Source organism: Cedecea sp. (genome assembly GCF_036500665.1).
In the GTDB taxonomy this organism is placed as follows: Bacteria; Pseudomonadota; Gammaproteobacteria; order Enterobacterales; family Enterobacteriaceae; genus Cedecea.
The window spans coordinates 24961-40874 of sequence record NZ_DASYBS010000030.1; the positions used below are offsets into that span (position 1 = coordinate 24961).

General features: G+C 55.9%; 16 protein-coding genes. 11 read left to right on the forward strand and 5 right to left on the reverse strand.

Annotated elements, in window-relative coordinates:
* The first annotated feature begins 7 nt into the window (after positions 1 to 7).
* The 4 genes from pspD to tyrR all read left to right on the forward strand — a co-directional run bounded on the left by pspD (position 8) and on the right by tyrR (position 4594).
* Complete coding sequence (gene pspD, locus VGM55_RS05140) at positions 8 to 238, forward strand: phage shock protein PspD (protein WP_096754017.1); 231 nt, start codon at positions 8 to 10, stop codon at positions 236 to 238.
* A gap of 111 nt (positions 239 to 349) precedes the next feature.
* Positions 350 to 1747: a YcjX family protein gene (locus VGM55_RS05145; RefSeq protein WP_331634795.1), complete on the forward strand. Its 1398-nt coding sequence runs from the start codon at positions 350 to 352 to the stop codon at positions 1745 to 1747.
* Positions 1744 to 2811: a YcjF family protein gene (locus VGM55_RS05150; protein ID WP_331634796.1), complete on the forward strand. Its 1068-nt coding sequence runs from the start codon at positions 1744 to 1746 to the stop codon at positions 2809 to 2811. Before VGM55_RS05145 ends, VGM55_RS05150 begins: the two co-directional genes overlap by 4 nt.
* A 220-nt stretch (positions 2812 to 3031) precedes the next feature.
* Positions 3032 to 4594 (forward strand): transcriptional regulator TyrR, encoded by a 1563-nt coding sequence (gene tyrR, locus VGM55_RS05155; protein WP_154186901.1) that lies wholly within the window; start codon positions 3032 to 3034, stop codon positions 4592 to 4594.
* A gap of 51 nt (positions 4595 to 4645) precedes the next feature.
* Here tyrR and tpx read toward each other — a convergent pair whose 3' ends face one another.
* The gene (gene tpx, locus VGM55_RS05160) at positions 4646 to 5152 is read right to left on the reverse strand and encodes a thiol peroxidase (RefSeq protein WP_039303554.1); all 507 of its coding nucleotides are present in this window, start codon (positions 5150 to 5152) and stop codon (positions 4646 to 4648) included.
* A gap of 137 nt (positions 5153 to 5289) precedes the next feature.
* Between tpx and ycjG the strand changes: the two genes are divergently transcribed.
* Entirely contained in the window at positions 5290 to 6255 is a 966-nt protein-coding gene (gene ycjG / locus VGM55_RS05165) for an L-Ala-D/L-Glu epimerase (protein WP_154186902.1), read from the forward strand.
* A gap of 3 nt (positions 6256 to 6258) precedes the next feature.
* Here the strand turns inward: ycjG and mpaA are convergent, their stop codons facing one another.
* Positions 6259 to 6966, reverse strand: coding sequence for a murein tripeptide amidase MpaA (mpaA, locus tag VGM55_RS05170; RefSeq protein WP_331634797.1), 708 nt, complete (start codon positions 6964 to 6966; stop codon positions 6259 to 6261).
* Between the two features lie 168 nt (positions 6967 to 7134).
* Here mpaA and VGM55_RS05175 point away from each other — a divergent pair, with 168 nt between their 5' ends.
* The 4 genes from VGM55_RS05175 (at position 7135) to VGM55_RS05190 (ending at position 10662) form a co-directional block, all read left to right on the forward strand.
* Positions 7135 to 8754 (forward strand): peptide ABC transporter substrate-binding protein, encoded by a 1620-nt coding sequence (locus VGM55_RS05175; protein ID WP_331634798.1) that lies wholly within the window; start codon positions 7135 to 7137, stop codon positions 8752 to 8754.
* A 72-nt stretch (positions 8755 to 8826) separates the two neighbouring features.
* The gene (locus VGM55_RS05180; protein WP_154186905.1) at positions 8827 to 9093 is read left to right on the forward strand and encodes a DksA/TraR family C4-type zinc finger protein; all 267 of its coding nucleotides are present in this window, start codon (positions 8827 to 8829) and stop codon (positions 9091 to 9093) included.
* 159 nt (positions 9094 to 9252) lie between these two features.
* Positions 9253 to 10236: a zinc transporter ZntB gene (zntB, locus tag VGM55_RS05185; protein ID WP_331634799.1), complete on the forward strand. Its 984-nt coding sequence runs from the start codon at positions 9253 to 9255 to the stop codon at positions 10234 to 10236.
* 273 nt (positions 10237 to 10509) lie between these two features.
* The gene (locus VGM55_RS05190; RefSeq protein WP_331634800.1) at positions 10510 to 10662 is read left to right on the forward strand and encodes a hypothetical protein; all 153 of its coding nucleotides are present in this window, start codon (positions 10510 to 10512) and stop codon (positions 10660 to 10662) included.
* Between the two features lie 34 nt (positions 10663 to 10696).
* On the opposite strand, the gene ttcA is transcribed toward VGM55_RS05190, so the two are convergent.
* Positions 10697 to 11617: a tRNA 2-thiocytidine(32) synthetase TtcA gene (gene ttcA, locus VGM55_RS05195; protein WP_331634822.1), complete on the reverse strand. Its 921-nt coding sequence runs from the start codon at positions 11615 to 11617 to the stop codon at positions 10697 to 10699.
* Between the two features lie 160 nt (positions 11618 to 11777).
* Here ttcA and VGM55_RS05200 point away from each other — a divergent pair, with 160 nt between their 5' ends.
* A complete protein-coding gene (locus VGM55_RS05200; protein WP_331634801.1) occupies positions 11778 to 12614 on the forward strand; it encodes an alpha/beta hydrolase in 837 nt (278 codons plus the stop codon).
* A 52-nt stretch (positions 12615 to 12666) separates the two neighbouring features.
* Here the strand turns inward: VGM55_RS05200 and VGM55_RS05205 are convergent, their stop codons facing one another.
* Positions 12667 to 13065, reverse strand: coding sequence for an ACT domain-containing protein (locus VGM55_RS05205; RefSeq protein WP_331634803.1), 399 nt, complete (start codon positions 13063 to 13065; stop codon positions 12667 to 12669).
* Between the two features lie 131 nt (positions 13066 to 13196).
* On the reverse strand, positions 13197 to 15233 hold the full coding sequence (locus tag VGM55_RS05210; protein ID WP_331634804.1) for a prolyl oligopeptidase family serine peptidase: 2037 nt from the start codon (positions 15231 to 15233) through the stop codon (positions 13197 to 13199).
* Positions 15234 to 15444: 211 nt separating this feature from the next.
* Here VGM55_RS05210 and umuD point away from each other — a divergent pair, with 211 nt between their 5' ends.
* The gene (gene umuD, locus VGM55_RS05215) at positions 15445 to 15864 is read left to right on the forward strand and encodes a translesion error-prone DNA polymerase V autoproteolytic subunit (protein WP_331634805.1); all 420 of its coding nucleotides are present in this window, start codon (positions 15445 to 15447) and stop codon (positions 15862 to 15864) included.
* Positions 15865 to 15914: the final 50 nt, after the last annotated feature.

Consider the following 15914-nt stretch of genomic DNA (forward strand, 5'->3'; position numbering starts at 1 on the left):
AGTCAACATGACTAAGTTTCAGTCCGTCTCTCAAAAAGCCAAACCTGGCCTGAAACTCGCCGGTAAGCTGGCTCTGCTTGCCGCACTGCGATTCGGCCCGGCCGGTTTTGCCGCGTGGGCAATAAAATCCGTTGCCCGTCGTCCGCTTAAAATGGTGTTGGCCGTGGTGCTGGAGCCGTTACTGACCCGCATCCTGCGTAACGTTTCCGATCGTTACGACCGCCGCATGGCAAAATAGCCTCCTACAACGGTAAGAATTCTCGCCATAACGCTTTGATTCGTGGCATTTCGCCCCATTTGATATTATCAATGAAGGTATTTCCCGAAACGGAAGGCAATCAGGACGCTTATGAACCGAATCAAAAATGAACTTAACGCCCTGGTGAACCGGGGCGTCGATCGTCATTTACGCCTGGCGGTGACCGGGCTGAGCCGCAGTGGTAAAACGGCGTTTATCACTGCGATGGTCAACCAGCTGCTGGGTATTCATACCGGCGCACGCCTGCCGATGCTTAGCGCCGCGCGTGAAGAGCGACTGCTGGGCATTAAGCGCGTCCCCCAGCGTGACCTGGGCATTCAGCGTTTCACCTATGATGAAGGCATGGCGCAGCTTTTTGGGACGCCGCCGGCCTGGCCGACGCCGACTCGCGGCGTGAGCGAAATGCGCCTGGCGCTGCGCTACCGTTCCAATGACTCTCTGTTACGCCACTTCAAAGACACCTCAACGCTGTACCTGGAAATCGTGGATTATCCGGGGGAATGGCTGCTCGACCTGCCCATGCTGGCCCAGGATTACCTGAGCTGGTCACGTCAGATGACCGGCCTGCTGCAGGGGCAGCGTGCCGAATGGTCTGCACAATGGCGTCGACTTTGTGAAGGGCTCGATCCTCTTGCGCCCGCCGATGAAAACCGCCTCGCCGCTATCTCTGAGGCGTGGACCGACTACCTGATGCGCTGCAAAAAAGAAGGGCTGCACTTTATTCAGCCGGGGCGTTTTGTCCTGCCCGGAGATATGGCCGGAGCTCCGGCCCTGCAGTTCTTCCCGTGGCCGGACGTCGACGATTACGGCGAGTCGAAACTCGCGCAGGCGGATAAAAACAGCAACATCGGCATGCTGCGCGCGCGTTTTGACTACTACTGTGAAAAGGTGGTGAAAGGGTTCTATAAGAATCACTTCCTGCGCTTCGACCGGCAGATCGTGCTGGTGGACTGCCTGCAGCCGCTTAACAGCGGGCCGCAGGCGTTTAACGACATGCGGCTGGCGTTAACCCAGCTAATGCAAAGCTTCCATTACGGGCAGCGTACGCTGTTCCGACGCCTGTTTTCACCGGTTATCGATAAGCTGCTGTTTGCCGCGACCAAAGCCGATCACGTTACTGTCGATCAGCACGCCAACATGGTCTCTCTGCTGCAGCAGCTGGTGCAGGACGCCTGGCAAAATGCGGCCTTCGAAGGTATCACTATGGACTGCATGGGGCTGGCTTCCGTTCAGGCGACGCAAAGCGGCATGGTTGAAGTTCAGGGCGAGCAAATTCCGGCGCTGCGCGGCAACCGCCTTAGCGATGGTGAACCGCTGACGGTCTATCCGGGTGAAGTCCCTTCGCGCCTGCCCGGCAATGCTTTCTGGCAGAACCAGGGTTTTCAGTTTGAACAATTCCGCCCGCAGGTGATGGACGTTGACCGTCCGCTGCCGCACATTCGACTGGACTCGGCGCTGGAATTCTTGATTGGAGATAAATTGCGATGAGCGATCCTATTAAACCGCGCATCGATTTTGCGCAGCCGCTGGACGTGGAAAAAGAGCAGGACTGGAAAGCGGCTCATGCTTTCAGTGAACCAGAAGCTCAAAAGTTTACGCCCGTCGCAACCAGCACTGAAACGCTTGCCGAAGAAGAAGGGCAGGCTGAGGCGGTTATTGAGGCTGCTTTAAGGCCGAAACGCAGCCTGTGGCGCAAAATGGTGACTGCCGGGCTGGCGCTGTTTGGCGTCAGCGTCGTGGCGCAGGGCGTGCAGTGGACCCACAACGCTTTTGTGACTCAGGACTGGATCGCGCTAGGCGGCGGCGTAGCCGGGGGGCTTATCGTCGCGGCTGGTGTCGGCTCGATTGCCAGCGAATGGCGGCGGTTGTGGCGTTTGCGCCAGCGTGCAGAAGAGCGCGACGAGGCCCGGGAGCTGCTTGCCAGCCACGGCACCGGGAAAGGGCGAGCGTTCTGCGAAAAATTAGCCAGCCAGGCCGGGCTGGATAAAGGCCATCCGGCACTGCAGCGCTGGTACGCTTCCATTCACGAAACCCACAACGACCGGGAAGTCGTGGCGCTTTATGCTCAGCTTGTTCAGCCGGTACTGGACGCGCAGGCCCGGCGTGAAATCAGCCGTTCGGCCGCCGAATCTACGCTGATGATTGCCGTCAGCCCGCTGGCGCTGGTAGACATGGCGTTTATTGCCTGGCGCAACCTGCGCCTGATTAACCGCATTGCCACGCTGTACGGCATTGAGCTGGGCTACTTTAGCCGCATTCGCCTGTTCCGCCTGGTGTTGCTGAATATCGCTTTTGCCGGGGCCAGCGAGCTGGTGCGTGAAGTCGGTATGGACTGGATGTCGCAGGATATCGCCGCCCGGCTTTCGGCCCGTGCCGCGCAGGGCATAGGAGCCGGGTTGCTGACCGCGCGTTTGGGGATCAAGGCCATGGAACTGTGCCGTCCGCTGCCGTGGCTGGAGGGTGACAAACCCCGGCTGGGCGATTTCCGCAAACAGCTTCTGGTCCAGCTCAAAGAAACCCTGGCCTCCGGGAAAGATAAAACGGCTGGATAAGGCGAGCGCATAAGGGCGGCCTTAGCTGCCTTTATGCGTTTACACTCAGGCGTAAAAATAATTGCCACGTTGACCAATGGTTTGCCTTTTGGTGTCAACATTTCATGACAGGTCTCTTCTTGCTAACGGCTAACTGGGTTATCATCTTCCCAACTCTATGAGGTCCTTCAGCTCGGCTGAGGGGCATATAGGCCGTTTACCGTAAAATAAGGTCACCTGCATGCGTCTGGAAGTCTTTTGTCAGGACCGCCTTGGTCTCACTCGCGAACTGCTCGATCTGTTAGTGCTGCGCGGCATTGATTTGCGCGGTATCGAAATTGACCCGATTGGGCGTATTTACCTTAATTTTTCCTCCCTTGATTTTGAATCCTTCAGCAGCCTGATGGCTGAAATTCGCCGTATCCCCGACGTTACCGACGTGCGCAAAGTACCGTGGATGCCGTCCGAGCGCGAGCATCGTGCCCTGAGCGCACTGCTTGAGGCGCTGCCGGAGCCGGTGCTGTCGCTGGATATGCGTAGCAAAGTTGAACTGGCGAACCCGGCGAGCTGCACGCTGTTCGGGCAGAGCGAAGACCGCCTGCGTAATCATAATGCGGGTACGCTGATTAACGGTTTTAACTTCACCCGTTGGCTGGAGAGCGAACCGCACGACTCGCATACCGAACATGTCGTGATCCACGGGCAAAATTTCCTGCTGGAAATCACGCCGGTTCACCTGGATGGTGAAGATAAACAGCCGCTGCTGGTTGGCGCGGTGGTGATGCTACGCTCTACCGTTCGCATGGGGCGCCAGCTGCAGAACCTCTCCAGCAGCGATTTCAGCGCCTTTGACCAGATTGTTGCCGTCAGCCCGAAAATGCGTCACGTGGTTGAGCAGGCTCGCAAACTGTCGCTGCTGAATGCCCCACTGCTGATTGTGGGTGACACCGGTACAGGCAAAGACCTTCTGGCCAACGCCTGCCACCTGAGCAGCCCGCGAGCGCAGAAGCCTTATCTGGCGCTGAACTGCGGATCTATCCCGGATGACGTTATCGAAAGCGAACTGTTTGGTCATGCGGCCGGAGCCTATGCCAACGCCGTCGAAGGTAAAAAAGGCTTCTTCGAGCAGGCTAACGGCGGCTCGGTTCTGCTGGATGAAATCGGCGAAATGTCACCGCGCATGCAAACCAAGCTGCTGCGCTTCCTGAACGACGGCACTTTCCGTCGCGTAGGCGAAGAACACGAGGTGCATGTCGATGTTCGCGTAATTTGCGCGACGCAAAAAAACCTGGTGGAGCTGGTGCAGAAAGGCGAGTTCCGTGAGGATCTCTATTATCGTCTCAACGTGCTGACCCTGAATTTGCCGCCGCTGCGCGATCGCCCGCAGGACATCATGCCGCTGACCGAACTGTTCGTGGCGCGCTTTGCCGACGAGCAGGGCGTGCCGCGGCCTAAGCTGTCTCACGATTTAAGCAGCGTGCTGACCCGCTACGGCTGGCCAGGTAACGTTCGCCAGCTCAAAAACGCCATTTACCGTGCTTTAACCCAGCTGGAAGGCTACGAGCTGCGTCCGCAGGACATCCTGCTGCCGGACTTTGACTCGGCCAGCCTGGCGGTGGGGGAAGAGGCGATGGAAGGCTCGCTGGACGATATTACCAGTCGCTTTGAACGCTCGGTATTAACGCAGCTTTACCGGAGTTATCCAAGCACGCGTAAGCTGGCAAAACGGTTAGGTGTTTCCCATACCGCGATCGCCAACAAGCTGCGCGAATATGGTCTGAGCCAGAAGAAAAGCGAAGAGTAAAAATAAAAAACCCCGGCAAGCCGGGGTTTTCTTTTCATACAGGCTTGAGTCTTAAGCCTTCAGCACTTCCAGTGCCGCAGCGTAGTCCGGCTCGGTGGTGATTTCATTCACCAGCTCGCTGAAGATCACTTCATCGTTTTCATTGATAACCACTACCGCACGGGCGGTCAGGCCTTTCAGCGCGCCTTCGGCAATGCTGACGCCGTAAGTCTGCTGGAACTCAGGGTTACGCAGGGTGGACAGGGTGACAACGTTGTTCAGGCCTTCAGCACCGCAGAAACGGGACTGAGCGAACGGCAGGTCGGCAGAAATACACAGCACAACGGTGTTATCCAGCTCGGTAGCCAGCTGGTTGAATTTGCGCACGGACGCGGCACATACGCCGGTGTCGATGCTTGGGAAAATATTCAGCACTTTACGTTTGCCGGCAAACTGGCTCAGCGCAACGTCAGAAAGATCTTTCGCGACCAGAGAGAAGGCGGCGGCTTTGCTGCCCGTCTGTGGGATCTGACCTGCAACCTTGACCGGGTTGCCCTGGAAATGAACGGTTTGTGACATGTTTAATCTTCCTTTTACATAAAATTAACGCCCGGGACAGTGTATTCCAGGAAATCCGTGATGAACATAAAAAACTGAAAGTGCACGTAAAAGCGTGGGCTCGCTATACTCAGGCGATAACCCAGGGGAGGCTGACGATGAGAACAGTGAAAGTTTACCAGGAAGCATGGCCGCTCCATACGCCATTTGTTATATCAAGGGGAACGCGCAGCGAAGCGGTTGTCGTGGTGGTTGAGCTGGAAGAGGACGGCGTGAAAGGCGTCGGCGAATGCACGCCATACCCACGCTATGGCGAAAGCGATGCCTCAGTGCTTGCCCAGATCACAACCCTCTTGCCGCAGCTTGAACGTGGGCTGACGCGTGCTGAATTACAGCAGGCGCTTCCGCCTGGGGCAGCGCGGAACGCCATTGATAGCGCGCTTTGGGACCTGGAAGCCCGCCTGAAACACACGACGATATCAGCCCTGAATGCGGTCGAACTACCGGAGATGGTGACCACGGCTCAAACGGTCACGATTGCCGCCCCGGAACAGATGGCCGCTTCAGCGGCTTTGCTGTGGGAGAAGGGCGCACGCCTGCTTAAGGTCAAACTTGACGATCGTCTTATTACCGAGCGCATGGTTGCCATCAGGGCAGCGGTACCGGAAGCCATTTTGATTGTGGATGCCAACGAGTCCTGGCGCAGCGATGGTCTGGCCGCGCGCTGCCAGCTGCTGGCAGACCTCAACGTGGCGATGCTGGAGCAGCCGCTTCCCGCCGGGGACGACAGCGCCCTGGCCAATTTTATCCACCCGCTGCCGATTTGCGCCGACGAAAGCTGCCACACGCGTAGCAGCCTGCCTGCACTTGCCGGGCGTTACGAGATGGTGAACGTTAAGCTCGATAAAACCGGCGGCCTGACAGAGGCATTACTGTTAGCCAACGCTGCGCGGGAGCAGGGATTTGACGTCATGCTTGGCTGTATGCTCTGCACGTCACGCGCGATTGCCGCCGCTTTACCGCTGGCGGCTAAGGTACGCTTTGCCGATCTCGATGGCCCCACCTGGCTTGCCGTAGACGTGGAGCCATCGCTGCATTTTGAGACAGGAAAACTTTATCCCTAATGTTTACCTGTGCCAGTGCAAAAGGTCGGTCATCGCCCGCAGGTAGCGCTCGCTGGCCTCATCTGCGGAAATTGGCGGGAATTCAGCCGTAATGCACGGCAGGCCTAAATCAGCACACCAGCTACCGAATGACCCCGGCGTTTCATACCCGACGCTGGTCACCAGTGGGAGCGCAAAGGCTTCTGCCAGCCAATGTCCCAGGGCTGAACTGTGCGGATCTTCAATACAGCCCAGCGGATCGTGAAAAGAGACTACCCAGGCGGGCTGCAGCTGATGAATAAGCTGGCACAGCGCGGTAGTTTCCGGTTCGGAACCCGGCGTTTGCCCGGTAGAAAGCACCACGTCTCGTTTATCTGCGCTGCTGTTCCAGCGGTAAACCGTGTCGCCTTCTTTCCAGTTTGCTGCAGGGAAGTTTCGGTTTAAATCCACGCCGTGAGCGTTCGCCCTCAGCCCCAACTGGCAACCGTCCGGGTTCACCGCCAGTACCACATGATGCCGCCTGAATTGCGGCTCGAGTGTCCTTAACGCGCAGGAAAGCGCCACCATCGCGGCGTTCTCATCGCCGTGAGTCCCGGCAATGATCAATCCGCTGCGCTCTTCCGTTGCTGTTGCAGGGAAATAGAGCAGCGGCGCGCCTAATGCCGATTTTCCGTAGCGTTCACAGCCCGGCGGCAAATGGCCGCGCTGGGGGCGAGGGCGGGTCGTGGGCATGATATTCCTCTCACTGAGTCAGACGGCTATTAACGTCATTAATAGCAATGTTTTAGGGAAAACTCACCTTAATCCGCAGATGTGAGCTTTTTCCTGGAATCAAAAGAATAAATTACGCTACAGTAACTTACACAAATCTCCTGAATGCAAAAACACGGAAGGATAGAGATGAAAAAAAGCCTCAGTTTTAGCTGTTGTGCGTTGGCCGTTGCCGCCATGCTGCAAAGCGCCTGGGCGGCGGATGTGCCCGCAGGGACGAAGCTTGCAAGCAGTCAGGAGTTGGTCAGACATATTAAAGATGAACCCGCGAGCCTTGATCCGATCAAAGCGGTCGGCCTGCCGGAAATTCAGGTCATTCGCGATCTTTTTGAAGGCCTGGTTAACCAAAACGAAAAAGGCGAACTGGTTCCCGGCGTGGCGACCAAATGGCAAAGCAACGACAACCGCGTCTGGACGTTTACGTTACGGGATAACGCCCGCTGGTCCGACGGCTCACCGGTAACGGCGCAGGACTTTGTTTACAGCTGGCAGCGCCTGGTTGATCCGAAAAACACCTCTTCCTTTGCCTGGTTTGCCGCGCTGGCGGGTATCACCAACGCTCAGGCCATTATCGACGGGAAAATGCCTGCCGATAAGCTCGGCGTAACGGCCGTGGATGCCAGGACGCTGCGCGTCCAGCTTGATAAACCCGTGCCGTTCTTCCCAAGCCTGGCGGCAAACTTTGCCTTCTATCCAACGCCTAAAGCGGTCGTTGAAAAATTAGGTAATGAGTGGACGAAACCTGGCAACCTCGTGGGCAACGGCGCATTTACGCTGCAGGACCGCGTGGTGAACGAGAAGCTGGTTGTGGTGCCGAATAAAAATTACTGGGATAACGGGAAAACGGTGCTGACTAAAGTGACCTTTATTCCGATCAACCAGGAATCGGCGGCAACCAAGCGTTATCTGGCCGGCGATATCGACATCACCGAGTCGTTCCCGAAAAACCTCTACCAGAAACTGCTGAAAGACATTCCGGGGCAGGTCTACACGCCGCCGCAGCTTGGCACCTATTATTACGCGTTTAATACGCAAAAAGGGCCTACGGAGGATGCTCGGGTTCGCCTCGCCTTGAGCATGACTATCGACCGCCGCCTGATGGCGGAGAAAGTCCTGGGTACGGGGGAGAAACCAGCCTGGCGCTTTACGCCAGACGTCACCGCAGGCTTTAAGCCGGACCCTTCACCGTTTGAAGAGATGAGTCAGCAGGAGCTGAACGCTCAGGCGAAAATGCTGCTGCGGGCCGCAGGTTACGGCGATACCAAACCGTTGAAGCTGACGCTGCTGTATAACACCTCCGAAAACCACCAGAAAATAGCGATTGCCGTCGCGTCAATGTGGAAGAAAAATCTGGGCGTTGACGTGAAGCTGCAAAATCAGGAGTGGAAAACCTACATCGACAGCCGCAACACCGGCAATTTCGACGTCATTCGAGCCTCATGGGTAGGGGATTACAATGAGCCTTCTACTTTCCTGTCGCTGCTCACCTCCACCCACAGCGGCAATATTTCACGCTTCAATTCTCCGGAATACGACAAGCTGCTGTCCCAGGCTGCGTTGGAAACCACCGATAAAGCGCGTAATACGGATTACAATGCAGCGGAAAAAATCATTCAGGAAAAAGCGCCTATTGCGCCTATCTATCAGTACACCAATGGTCGCCTGATCAAACCGTGGCTGAAAGGTTACCCGATTAACAACCCGGAAGACGTGGCCTACAGCCGGACGATGTACATTATCAAGCATTAGTGCTGGCTAAAATTTGTGCGGTAAAAGTGCTATTATAGTCACCTCAGGCATAGCGATTGCGGAGGTGACGAGATGGCATCAGGTTGGGCCAATGACGGCGCCGTTCAGGAGCAAATCGACAGTACCGTGGACGACGCCGTTGCCAGAGCGCGCAGCGAGCTACCGAAGGGCGAAAGTCTCGAATACTGCGAAGAGTGTGGTGAACGCATTCCAGACGCACGGCGCAAAGCGATTCAGGGCGTGAGGTTGTGTATTAACTGCCAGCAGGCGGAAGATGTGCACCGGGCCACGTTCTCAGGCTATAACCGCCGTGGCTCGAAAGACAGCCAGTTGCGCTAATAAGAACCGGGCCATCGCCCGGTTTTTTTACGTCTGCCATTAAGGTTTATTTACGCTTTTCTCTGCAATTTCAGCGCCTTTGATAACTGCTTGCGGTTGCCTTCGTATCAGAGATGACTAGACTGACAGAAAGAACTGACTCAGCTTGAGGATTGCGCAGTGGATGTAATTAAAGGCAGCGAGCTGCACGTGCCGGATGCGGTATTTGCCTGGCAGCTGGACGGCAGGGGCGGCGTAAAGCCCATCGACAGCAACGAAATCATCGACAGCGAGCATCCCTGCTGGCTGCATCTCAATTACACCAACGCCGACAGCGCGGACTGGCTGGCCAACACGCCGCTGTTGCCCAACTATGTCAGAGACGCATTAGCCGGTGAGAGCATGCGTCCACGCGTTTCTCGTGTCGGTGACGGCACGCTGATTACCCTGCGCTGCATCAACGGCAGTACCGACGAACGTCCGGACCAACTGGTGGCCGTGCGGCTTTACATCGATGAACGGCTCATTGTTTCAACCCGCAGGCGGCAGGTGCTGGCGCTGGACGATGTGGTTAACGATCTGAATGAAGGCACCGGCCCGACCGACTGCGGCAGCTGGCTGGTGGATGCCTGTGATGCGCTCACCGATCACGCCAGTGAATTTATTGAGCAAATGCACGACAAAATCATCGACCTGGAAGACAATTTGCTCGACCAGCAGGTACCGCCTCGCGGGGCTTTGGCGCTGTTGCGTAAACAGCTTATCGTGATGCGTCGCTACATGTCTCCGCAGCGGGATGTTTACGCTCGCCTGTCCAGCGAACGGCTTAGCTGGATGAACGACGATCAGCGCCGCCGCATGCAGGACATTGCCGACAGGCTGGGGAGAGGACTGGACGAAATTGACTCCTGTATCGCCCGCACGGCGGTGATGACCGATGAGATTACCCAGGTCACGCAGGAGTCGCTAAACCGGCGAACATACACCATGTCGCTGATGGCAATGGTGTTTTTACCCAGTACATTTTTAACCGGGCTGTTTGGCGTTAACCTCGGGGGAATTCCGGGAGGTGGCTGGGCGTTTGGCTTCAGCCTGTTCTGCATTATGTTGGTGGTTATGATTGGTGGTGTTGCCTGGTGGTTACACCGCAGTAAATGGCTGTAAAATTAAATTATTCTATCTGCGTTGGTCCCCTAAAACGGCATTGTTATTGAGCAAAATCAAGAAACCAAAAATCGCATAGGGGCAAACTCTCTCTCGCAGGTGAATGCAACGTCAAGCGATGGGCGTTGCGCTCCATATTGTCTTACTTCCTTTTTTTAGAATTACTGCATAGCACAATTGATTCGTACAATGCCGGCTTTAAGAGTCGGCTTTTTTTTGCCTGTGATTTGTGGACTATGCTTTAAAGGGTGATTCACTGACCAGGAGATGACGATGCTGTATCGCGACAGCCTGATGATGAGCGACCCGGCTTTTCCCACCGAACCCGTGCCGGTACCTGACCCGATCCCCAAACCGCAGCCGATTCCAGACCCGCCGACCGACCCGGATCCGAGGCCGATAATCGACCCACCAGCACACCATTGAGGTTTTCCCTCTCCGGGCGGAGAGGGAAGTAAGCTTATTTTATTTCCAGAATATCCAGGCGCTGCAGAGAGACATCCGCGCCGTCTTCTTCCGGCTGCCAGCCAACCGGCTGCATCGGAATGTCTTCGCGATCGAACGCCAGATCGCCGCCGTTCACCACTTCTGAACCGTGGGTAATACCCGCGAAATCAAACAATTCGGTATCACACAGATGAGATGGGACCACGTTCTGCATGGCGGTAAACATGGTTTCAATGCGGCCCGGATAGCGTTTATCCCAGTCGCGCAGCATATCGGCAATCACCTGGCGCTGCAGGTTTGGCTGCGAGCCGCACAGGTTACACGGAATAATTGGGTATTCGCGGGCAATGGCAAAACGCTCTATGTCTTTCTCGCGGCAGTAGGCCAGCGGGCGAATAACGATATGTTTGCCGTCATCGCTCATCAGCTTCGGTGGCATGCCCTTCATCTTGCCGCCGTAGAACATATTCAGGAACAGCGTCTGCAGAATATCGTCGCGGTGGTGGCCCAGCGCGATTTTGGTACAACCCAGCTCGGTCGCGGTGCGGTACAGAATACCGCGGCGCAGGCGAGAACACAGTGAACAGGTGGTTTTGCCTTCCGGGATCTTCTCTTTAACGATGCCGTAGGTGTTCTCTTCCACAATCTTGTATTCAACGCCGATGCTGTCCAGATAAGCCGGCAGAATATGCTCAGGGAACCCTGGCTGTTTCTGGTCGAGGTTTACCGCTACCAGGCTGAAGCTGATTGGCGCGCTCTGCTGAAGGTTACGCAGGATTTCCAGCATGGTGTAGCTGTCTTTGCCGCCGGAAAGGCAAACCATAATGCGGTCGCCGTCTTCAATCATGTTGTAATCGGCGATCGCTTCACCCACGTTGCGACGCAGGCGTTTCTGTAACTTGTTCAGGTTGTACTGTTCTTTTTGAGTGGTCATGAAAGTCTCGGGCTCTGAATCCAACACGCACAGCGTGTCATGCTGGCGTGTATGGTACGGATTGCGGCGGCGAATGCCAGCAGGATTTACGGACATGCCACACCCATCGACTATGCTTTACTGGGTTAAATGCAATTCATAGCGACGAGGAGTGAGGTTTATGACCTTCGTAAAGACGAAAGATGGCGTCAATATCTTCTATAAAGACTGGGGGCCGAAAGAGGCTCAGCCGATTGTTTTTCATCATGGTTGGCCGTTAAGCGCCGATGACTGGGATAACCAGATGCTGTTTTTCTTAGGCGAAGGCTTCCGGGTTATCGCGTTCGACCGTCGTGGGCACGGCCGTTCAGACCAGGTCAGTGAAGGGCATGATATGGATCATTATGCTGCGGATGCCTCGGCGGTAGCGGAACATCTGGATCTGAAAAATGCCGTGCATGTGGGGCACTCTACCGGCGGCGGCCAGGTGGCTCGCTATGTTGCGAAATACGGGCAGCCTCAGGGGCGCGTTGCGAAAGCCGTTTTAGTCAGCGCCGTTCCGCCGTTGATGGTGAAAACCGCGAACAACCCGGGTGGAACGCCGCTCGACGTATTCGACGGTTTCCGTAAGGCGCTGGCGGCAAACCGTGCGCAGTTTTATCTCGATGTTTCCTCTGGCCCGTTCTATGGCTTTAACCGCGAGGGAGCCGATGTTTCTGAAGGAAGCATTCGGAACTGGTGGCGGCAGGGCATGGCCGGCAGCGCAAAAGCGCACTATGACGGCATTAAAGCGTTTTCAGAAACCGACCAGACCGACGATCTGAAGGCCATCACCGTGCCGGTTCTGGTTCTGCAGGGGGATGACGATCAGGTTGTGCCGTACAAAAATGCGGCTATTCTGCAGGATAAGCTGCTCAGCAACAGTACGCTGCATATCTATCCCGGCTACCCGCACGGGATGCATACCACGCATGCCGATATCATCAATGCGGATATCCTGAAATTTATCCGCAGCTAATAGCCTGTTGTCAGGGGAGGCGAAAGGCATCCCCTGATTTATATTTGCCTGCTTATATACCCGATGCCAGAGACGACAATGCCGCCATCGCCGATTCGGTGTCTTTATGAGCCACGAAAATATGGTCGTGGTAATAACCCGCCACCACGTTACAGCTGATGCCTTTATTTGCCAGTGCGCGTGAAAACGCGGCGGTAAGGCCCACGGCGGCGAGGGACGAGTGAATTTTCAGGGTTACCCAACTGGCGACATAGTCGTAGCTAACGGCATGTTTATCCGCCAGATCCTGCGGCAGAACCAGCGTCACGCCTTCAGCCTCGCGCACGATCACAATGGCGGCATCTTTTAATTCCGCAGAAGGTGAGGCTAAAGTGCAAAATACATATTTACCCGGGTTAAGCTCCGGGGCAGCATTGCTCAGCAGTATTGCCAGGTTATTCTCGCCAGCCATTTATCGGTCTCCTTTTCATTGATTGAGGACGAATTAAATAGCGTTTGAGCGATAAATAAAAATTAAAAAATATGCTGTTGCATTAGGTACGCTAATGATGAGGCGGCGCGCCTTTGACGCACCGCCCACGCTTATTTCTCGGTCAGCATCTGCCAGAGAAACTCTTCGATCATGGCCTGATGGGCCGCCGTCTGGCTATTCTCCGGCGCGCTGCCGTGGCCAGCATCCGTTTCCTCATACAGCCAGACGTTCTCGTGCCCTTGTTGCTGCATCCGCGCCACCATCCGACGCGCGTGGGCCGGGCTAACCCTGTCATCCTGGGTGCCGGTGGTGAACAGCGTGGGGGGATAATCCACATCGGCGGACACTTTGTCGAACGGAGAATAACGCTGCAGCCACTCTCGCTCTTCGGCAATGTCCGGGTCGCCATACTCGGCAATCCAGGAGGCTCCCGCGAGCCAGCGGTGATAGTTCAGCATATCCAGCAGCGGGACTTCGCACACCAGCGCGCCAAATAATGCTGGGTAGTCGGTAAGCATATTGCCGATCAGCAGGCCGCCGTTGCTCCCACCCTGAGCGGCAAGCTTCGCGGCACAGGTAACTTTCCGCGCCGCCAGATCGCTTGCCACAGAGGTAAAATCTTCCCAGGCGCGATGGCGATGCTGTTTGAGCGCGGCCTGGTGCCAGGCCGGGCCATATTCACCGCCGCCGCGAATATTCGCGACGACATAAACCCCGCCTTTTTGCAGCCACGTCGCGCCTTTTGAGTCAAGGTAATGAGGTGTTAAAGAGACCTCGAATCCGCCGTAACCGTACAGCAGCGTCGGATTATCACCGGACAGCGCCAGCGCTTTGGCTGCCACCTGGAAGTAGGGGACGCGGGTGCCATCCAGTGAAAGGGCAAAGTGCTGAGTCACGCTGAATGCTTCAGCATCAAAGCAGGCTGGATCCTGTTTCACAAGAGTGAGTGTGTCGGTGTCGAGATCGCCATAACTGACGCTGTAGGGCTGCAAAAACCCGTGACTGACCAACCGGTAGCGGTTGCTTTCATCATCAATACCGCCGGCGGAGACGTTGGTAAAATCAGGCAGCTCCAGCGTTTTCACACAGTGGCGTTGCCCGTTTTCGATTTTTATAAAATCGACTTTTTCGACAGCATCCTGGCTCAGGTTAAGCAGGAGGTAATCACGGGTCGAGCCGTAGCCTTGCAGCGTGGTGCGCGAGTTGGGCGTGAAGAGCGAAATGAAATGGCGCTCACCTCGCTGAAAATCAGCTAAATCAATAGCCAGCAGGGCACCTGCGGGCCAGGTTGTCTCAGCTATTGGCCAGTCGGAGGTTAGCGTGACCAGCAGCCAGTCTTTAAAAAATCCGCAGGAGGCATCCTCCGGGACGGCGATAAGCGTCAGCGTGTCCTGCCCGGTCAATAGCCAGGTCTGCCCGCGGTAGAAGTCTTTGCTGCGGTGCACCAAATCGCGCTCAAAACCGGGGGTATCGTCATGCCAGGCTGAAACGGCCATATCCGTAGCTTCGCCAGCGTAAATCAGCGCGGCATCCTGCGGCGATGTGCCACGGACCCAGCGGTAAGCGCAGCGTGGATAGCCGGAGGTGGTGAGCGTGTCGTCACCCGCGTCCAGCGCCAGCAGCAGGGTATTTTCATCCACCCAGCTTGCCGAGCTTTTGCTTTCCGGCAGGAAAAATCCGTCGCGAATAAACGTTTTATTCACCAGATCGAATTCACGTATTTCACAGGCATCGCCGCCGCTGGATAAAAAGATCAGCGCCCGCGAATAGTCAGGATGAAGCAGGTCTGCGCCGTGGTAGCTCCAGTTCGCGCCTTCGTCTTCATTCAGGCGATCGATATCCAGCACCGTTTCCCATTCCGGCGTGGCCGTCAGATAAGAGGCTTCAGACGTCCGGCGCCAGATACCCCGAGGATGCTCGTCATCCTGCCAGAAGTTATAGACCTTTTCGCGGTAATGACTTCCCCAGGGAATGTTGGTTTTATCATCAAGCGACTGCAGGATGGCGCCCCGCATCTGCTGAAAACGCTCTCCTTTGGCGAACCTGTCCGTGGTGCGCTGGTTTTGTTTTTCCACCCAGCTTAGCGCCGCGGCATCTTCCGGGGTTTCGAGCTGGTTAAGCAAATCCTGAATCTCTGGCTGTGTCATCACGCATCCTTTTGTTGGGTAACGGGCCTGCTGATGACCATATCACTATGCTCTTTTTCATTACACCTTAAGGCTTTTATGGATTCTGTCTGCGGGCTAGAGTTTTTTCGTTTGCAAAACAAATGGCTTAGCAAAAGTGCGTGTTTTCTTGCTTGAAGTGTCTTTTTTACCTGATACTGTATATATAAACAGTATTTGCATTGGCGGTATCATGAACCTTCTCAAACCTGCGGCGCATTGCCCCGACTCTTCTTTACCTCTCTTTGGCGACCTGGTGCAGTGCGGGTTTCCGTCACCGGCACAGGACTATGTTGAGCAGCGTATCGACCTCAACAAGCTGCTGGTGCGCAATCCCGGCGCGACTTACTTCGTGAAGGCGGCGGGGGACTCGATGGTGGAAGGGGGAATCGGCGAAGGAGATTTGCTTATCGTTGACAGCTCAAGAACGGCGTCGCAGGGCGATATTGTGATTGCAGCGATTGACGGGGCGTTCACCGTGAAGCGCCTGCAGCTTCGCCCGACGGTGATGCTGTTGCCGATGAACAGCGCTTACTCGCCGATCTCTGTCACCGACGAAGGCTCGCTCGATATCTTTGGCGTCGTCACTTTTATCATCAAAGCGGCGAGCTAAGCATGTTTGCGCTGGTGGATGTCAACAGCTTCTATGCCTCCTGTGAAACG

Bases quoted from the DNA above. Each gene is read 5' to 3' on its own strand.
- pspD (WP_096754017.1), top strand. From the start codon at position 8: ATGACTAAGTTTCAGTCCGTCTCTCAAAAAGCCAAACCTGGCCTGAAA.
- VGM55_RS05145 (WP_331634795.1), top strand. From the start codon at position 350: ATGAACCGAATCAAAAATGAACTTAACGCCCTGGTGAACCGGGGCGTC.
- VGM55_RS05150 (WP_331634796.1), top strand. From the start codon at position 1,744: ATGAGCGATCCTATTAAACCGCGCATCGATTTTGCGCAGCCGCTGGAC.
- tyrR (WP_154186901.1), top strand. From the start codon at position 3,032: ATGCGTCTGGAAGTCTTTTGTCAGGACCGCCTTGGTCTCACTCGCGAA.
- tpx (WP_039303554.1), bottom strand. From the start codon at position 5,152: ATGTCACAAACCGTTCATTTCCAGGGCAACCCGGTCAAGGTTGCAGGT.
- ycjG (WP_154186902.1), top strand. From the start codon at position 5,290: ATGAGAACAGTGAAAGTTTACCAGGAAGCATGGCCGCTCCATACGCCA.
- mpaA (WP_331634797.1), bottom strand. From the start codon at position 6,966: ATGCCCACGACCCGCCCTCGCCCCCAGCGCGGCCATTTGCCGCCGGGC.
- VGM55_RS05175 (WP_331634798.1), top strand. From the start codon at position 7,135: ATGAAAAAAAGCCTCAGTTTTAGCTGTTGTGCGTTGGCCGTTGCCGCC.
- VGM55_RS05180 (WP_154186905.1), top strand. From the start codon at position 8,827: ATGGCATCAGGTTGGGCCAATGACGGCGCCGTTCAGGAGCAAATCGAC.
- VGM55_RS05190 (WP_331634800.1), top strand. From the start codon at position 10,510: ATGCTGTATCGCGACAGCCTGATGATGAGCGACCCGGCTTTTCCCACC.
- ttcA (WP_331634822.1), bottom strand. From the start codon at position 11,617: ATGACCACTCAAAAAGAACAGTACAACCTGAACAAGTTACAGAAACGC.
- VGM55_RS05200 (WP_331634801.1), top strand. From the start codon at position 11,778: ATGACCTTCGTAAAGACGAAAGATGGCGTCAATATCTTCTATAAAGAC.
- VGM55_RS05205 (WP_331634803.1), bottom strand. From the start codon at position 13,065: ATGGCTGGCGAGAATAACCTGGCAATACTGCTGAGCAATGCTGCCCCG.
- VGM55_RS05210 (WP_331634804.1), bottom strand. From the start codon at position 15,233: ATGACACAGCCAGAGATTCAGGATTTGCTTAACCAGCTCGAAACCCCG.
- umuD (WP_331634805.1), top strand. From the start codon at position 15,445: ATGAACCTTCTCAAACCTGCGGCGCATTGCCCCGACTCTTCTTTACCT.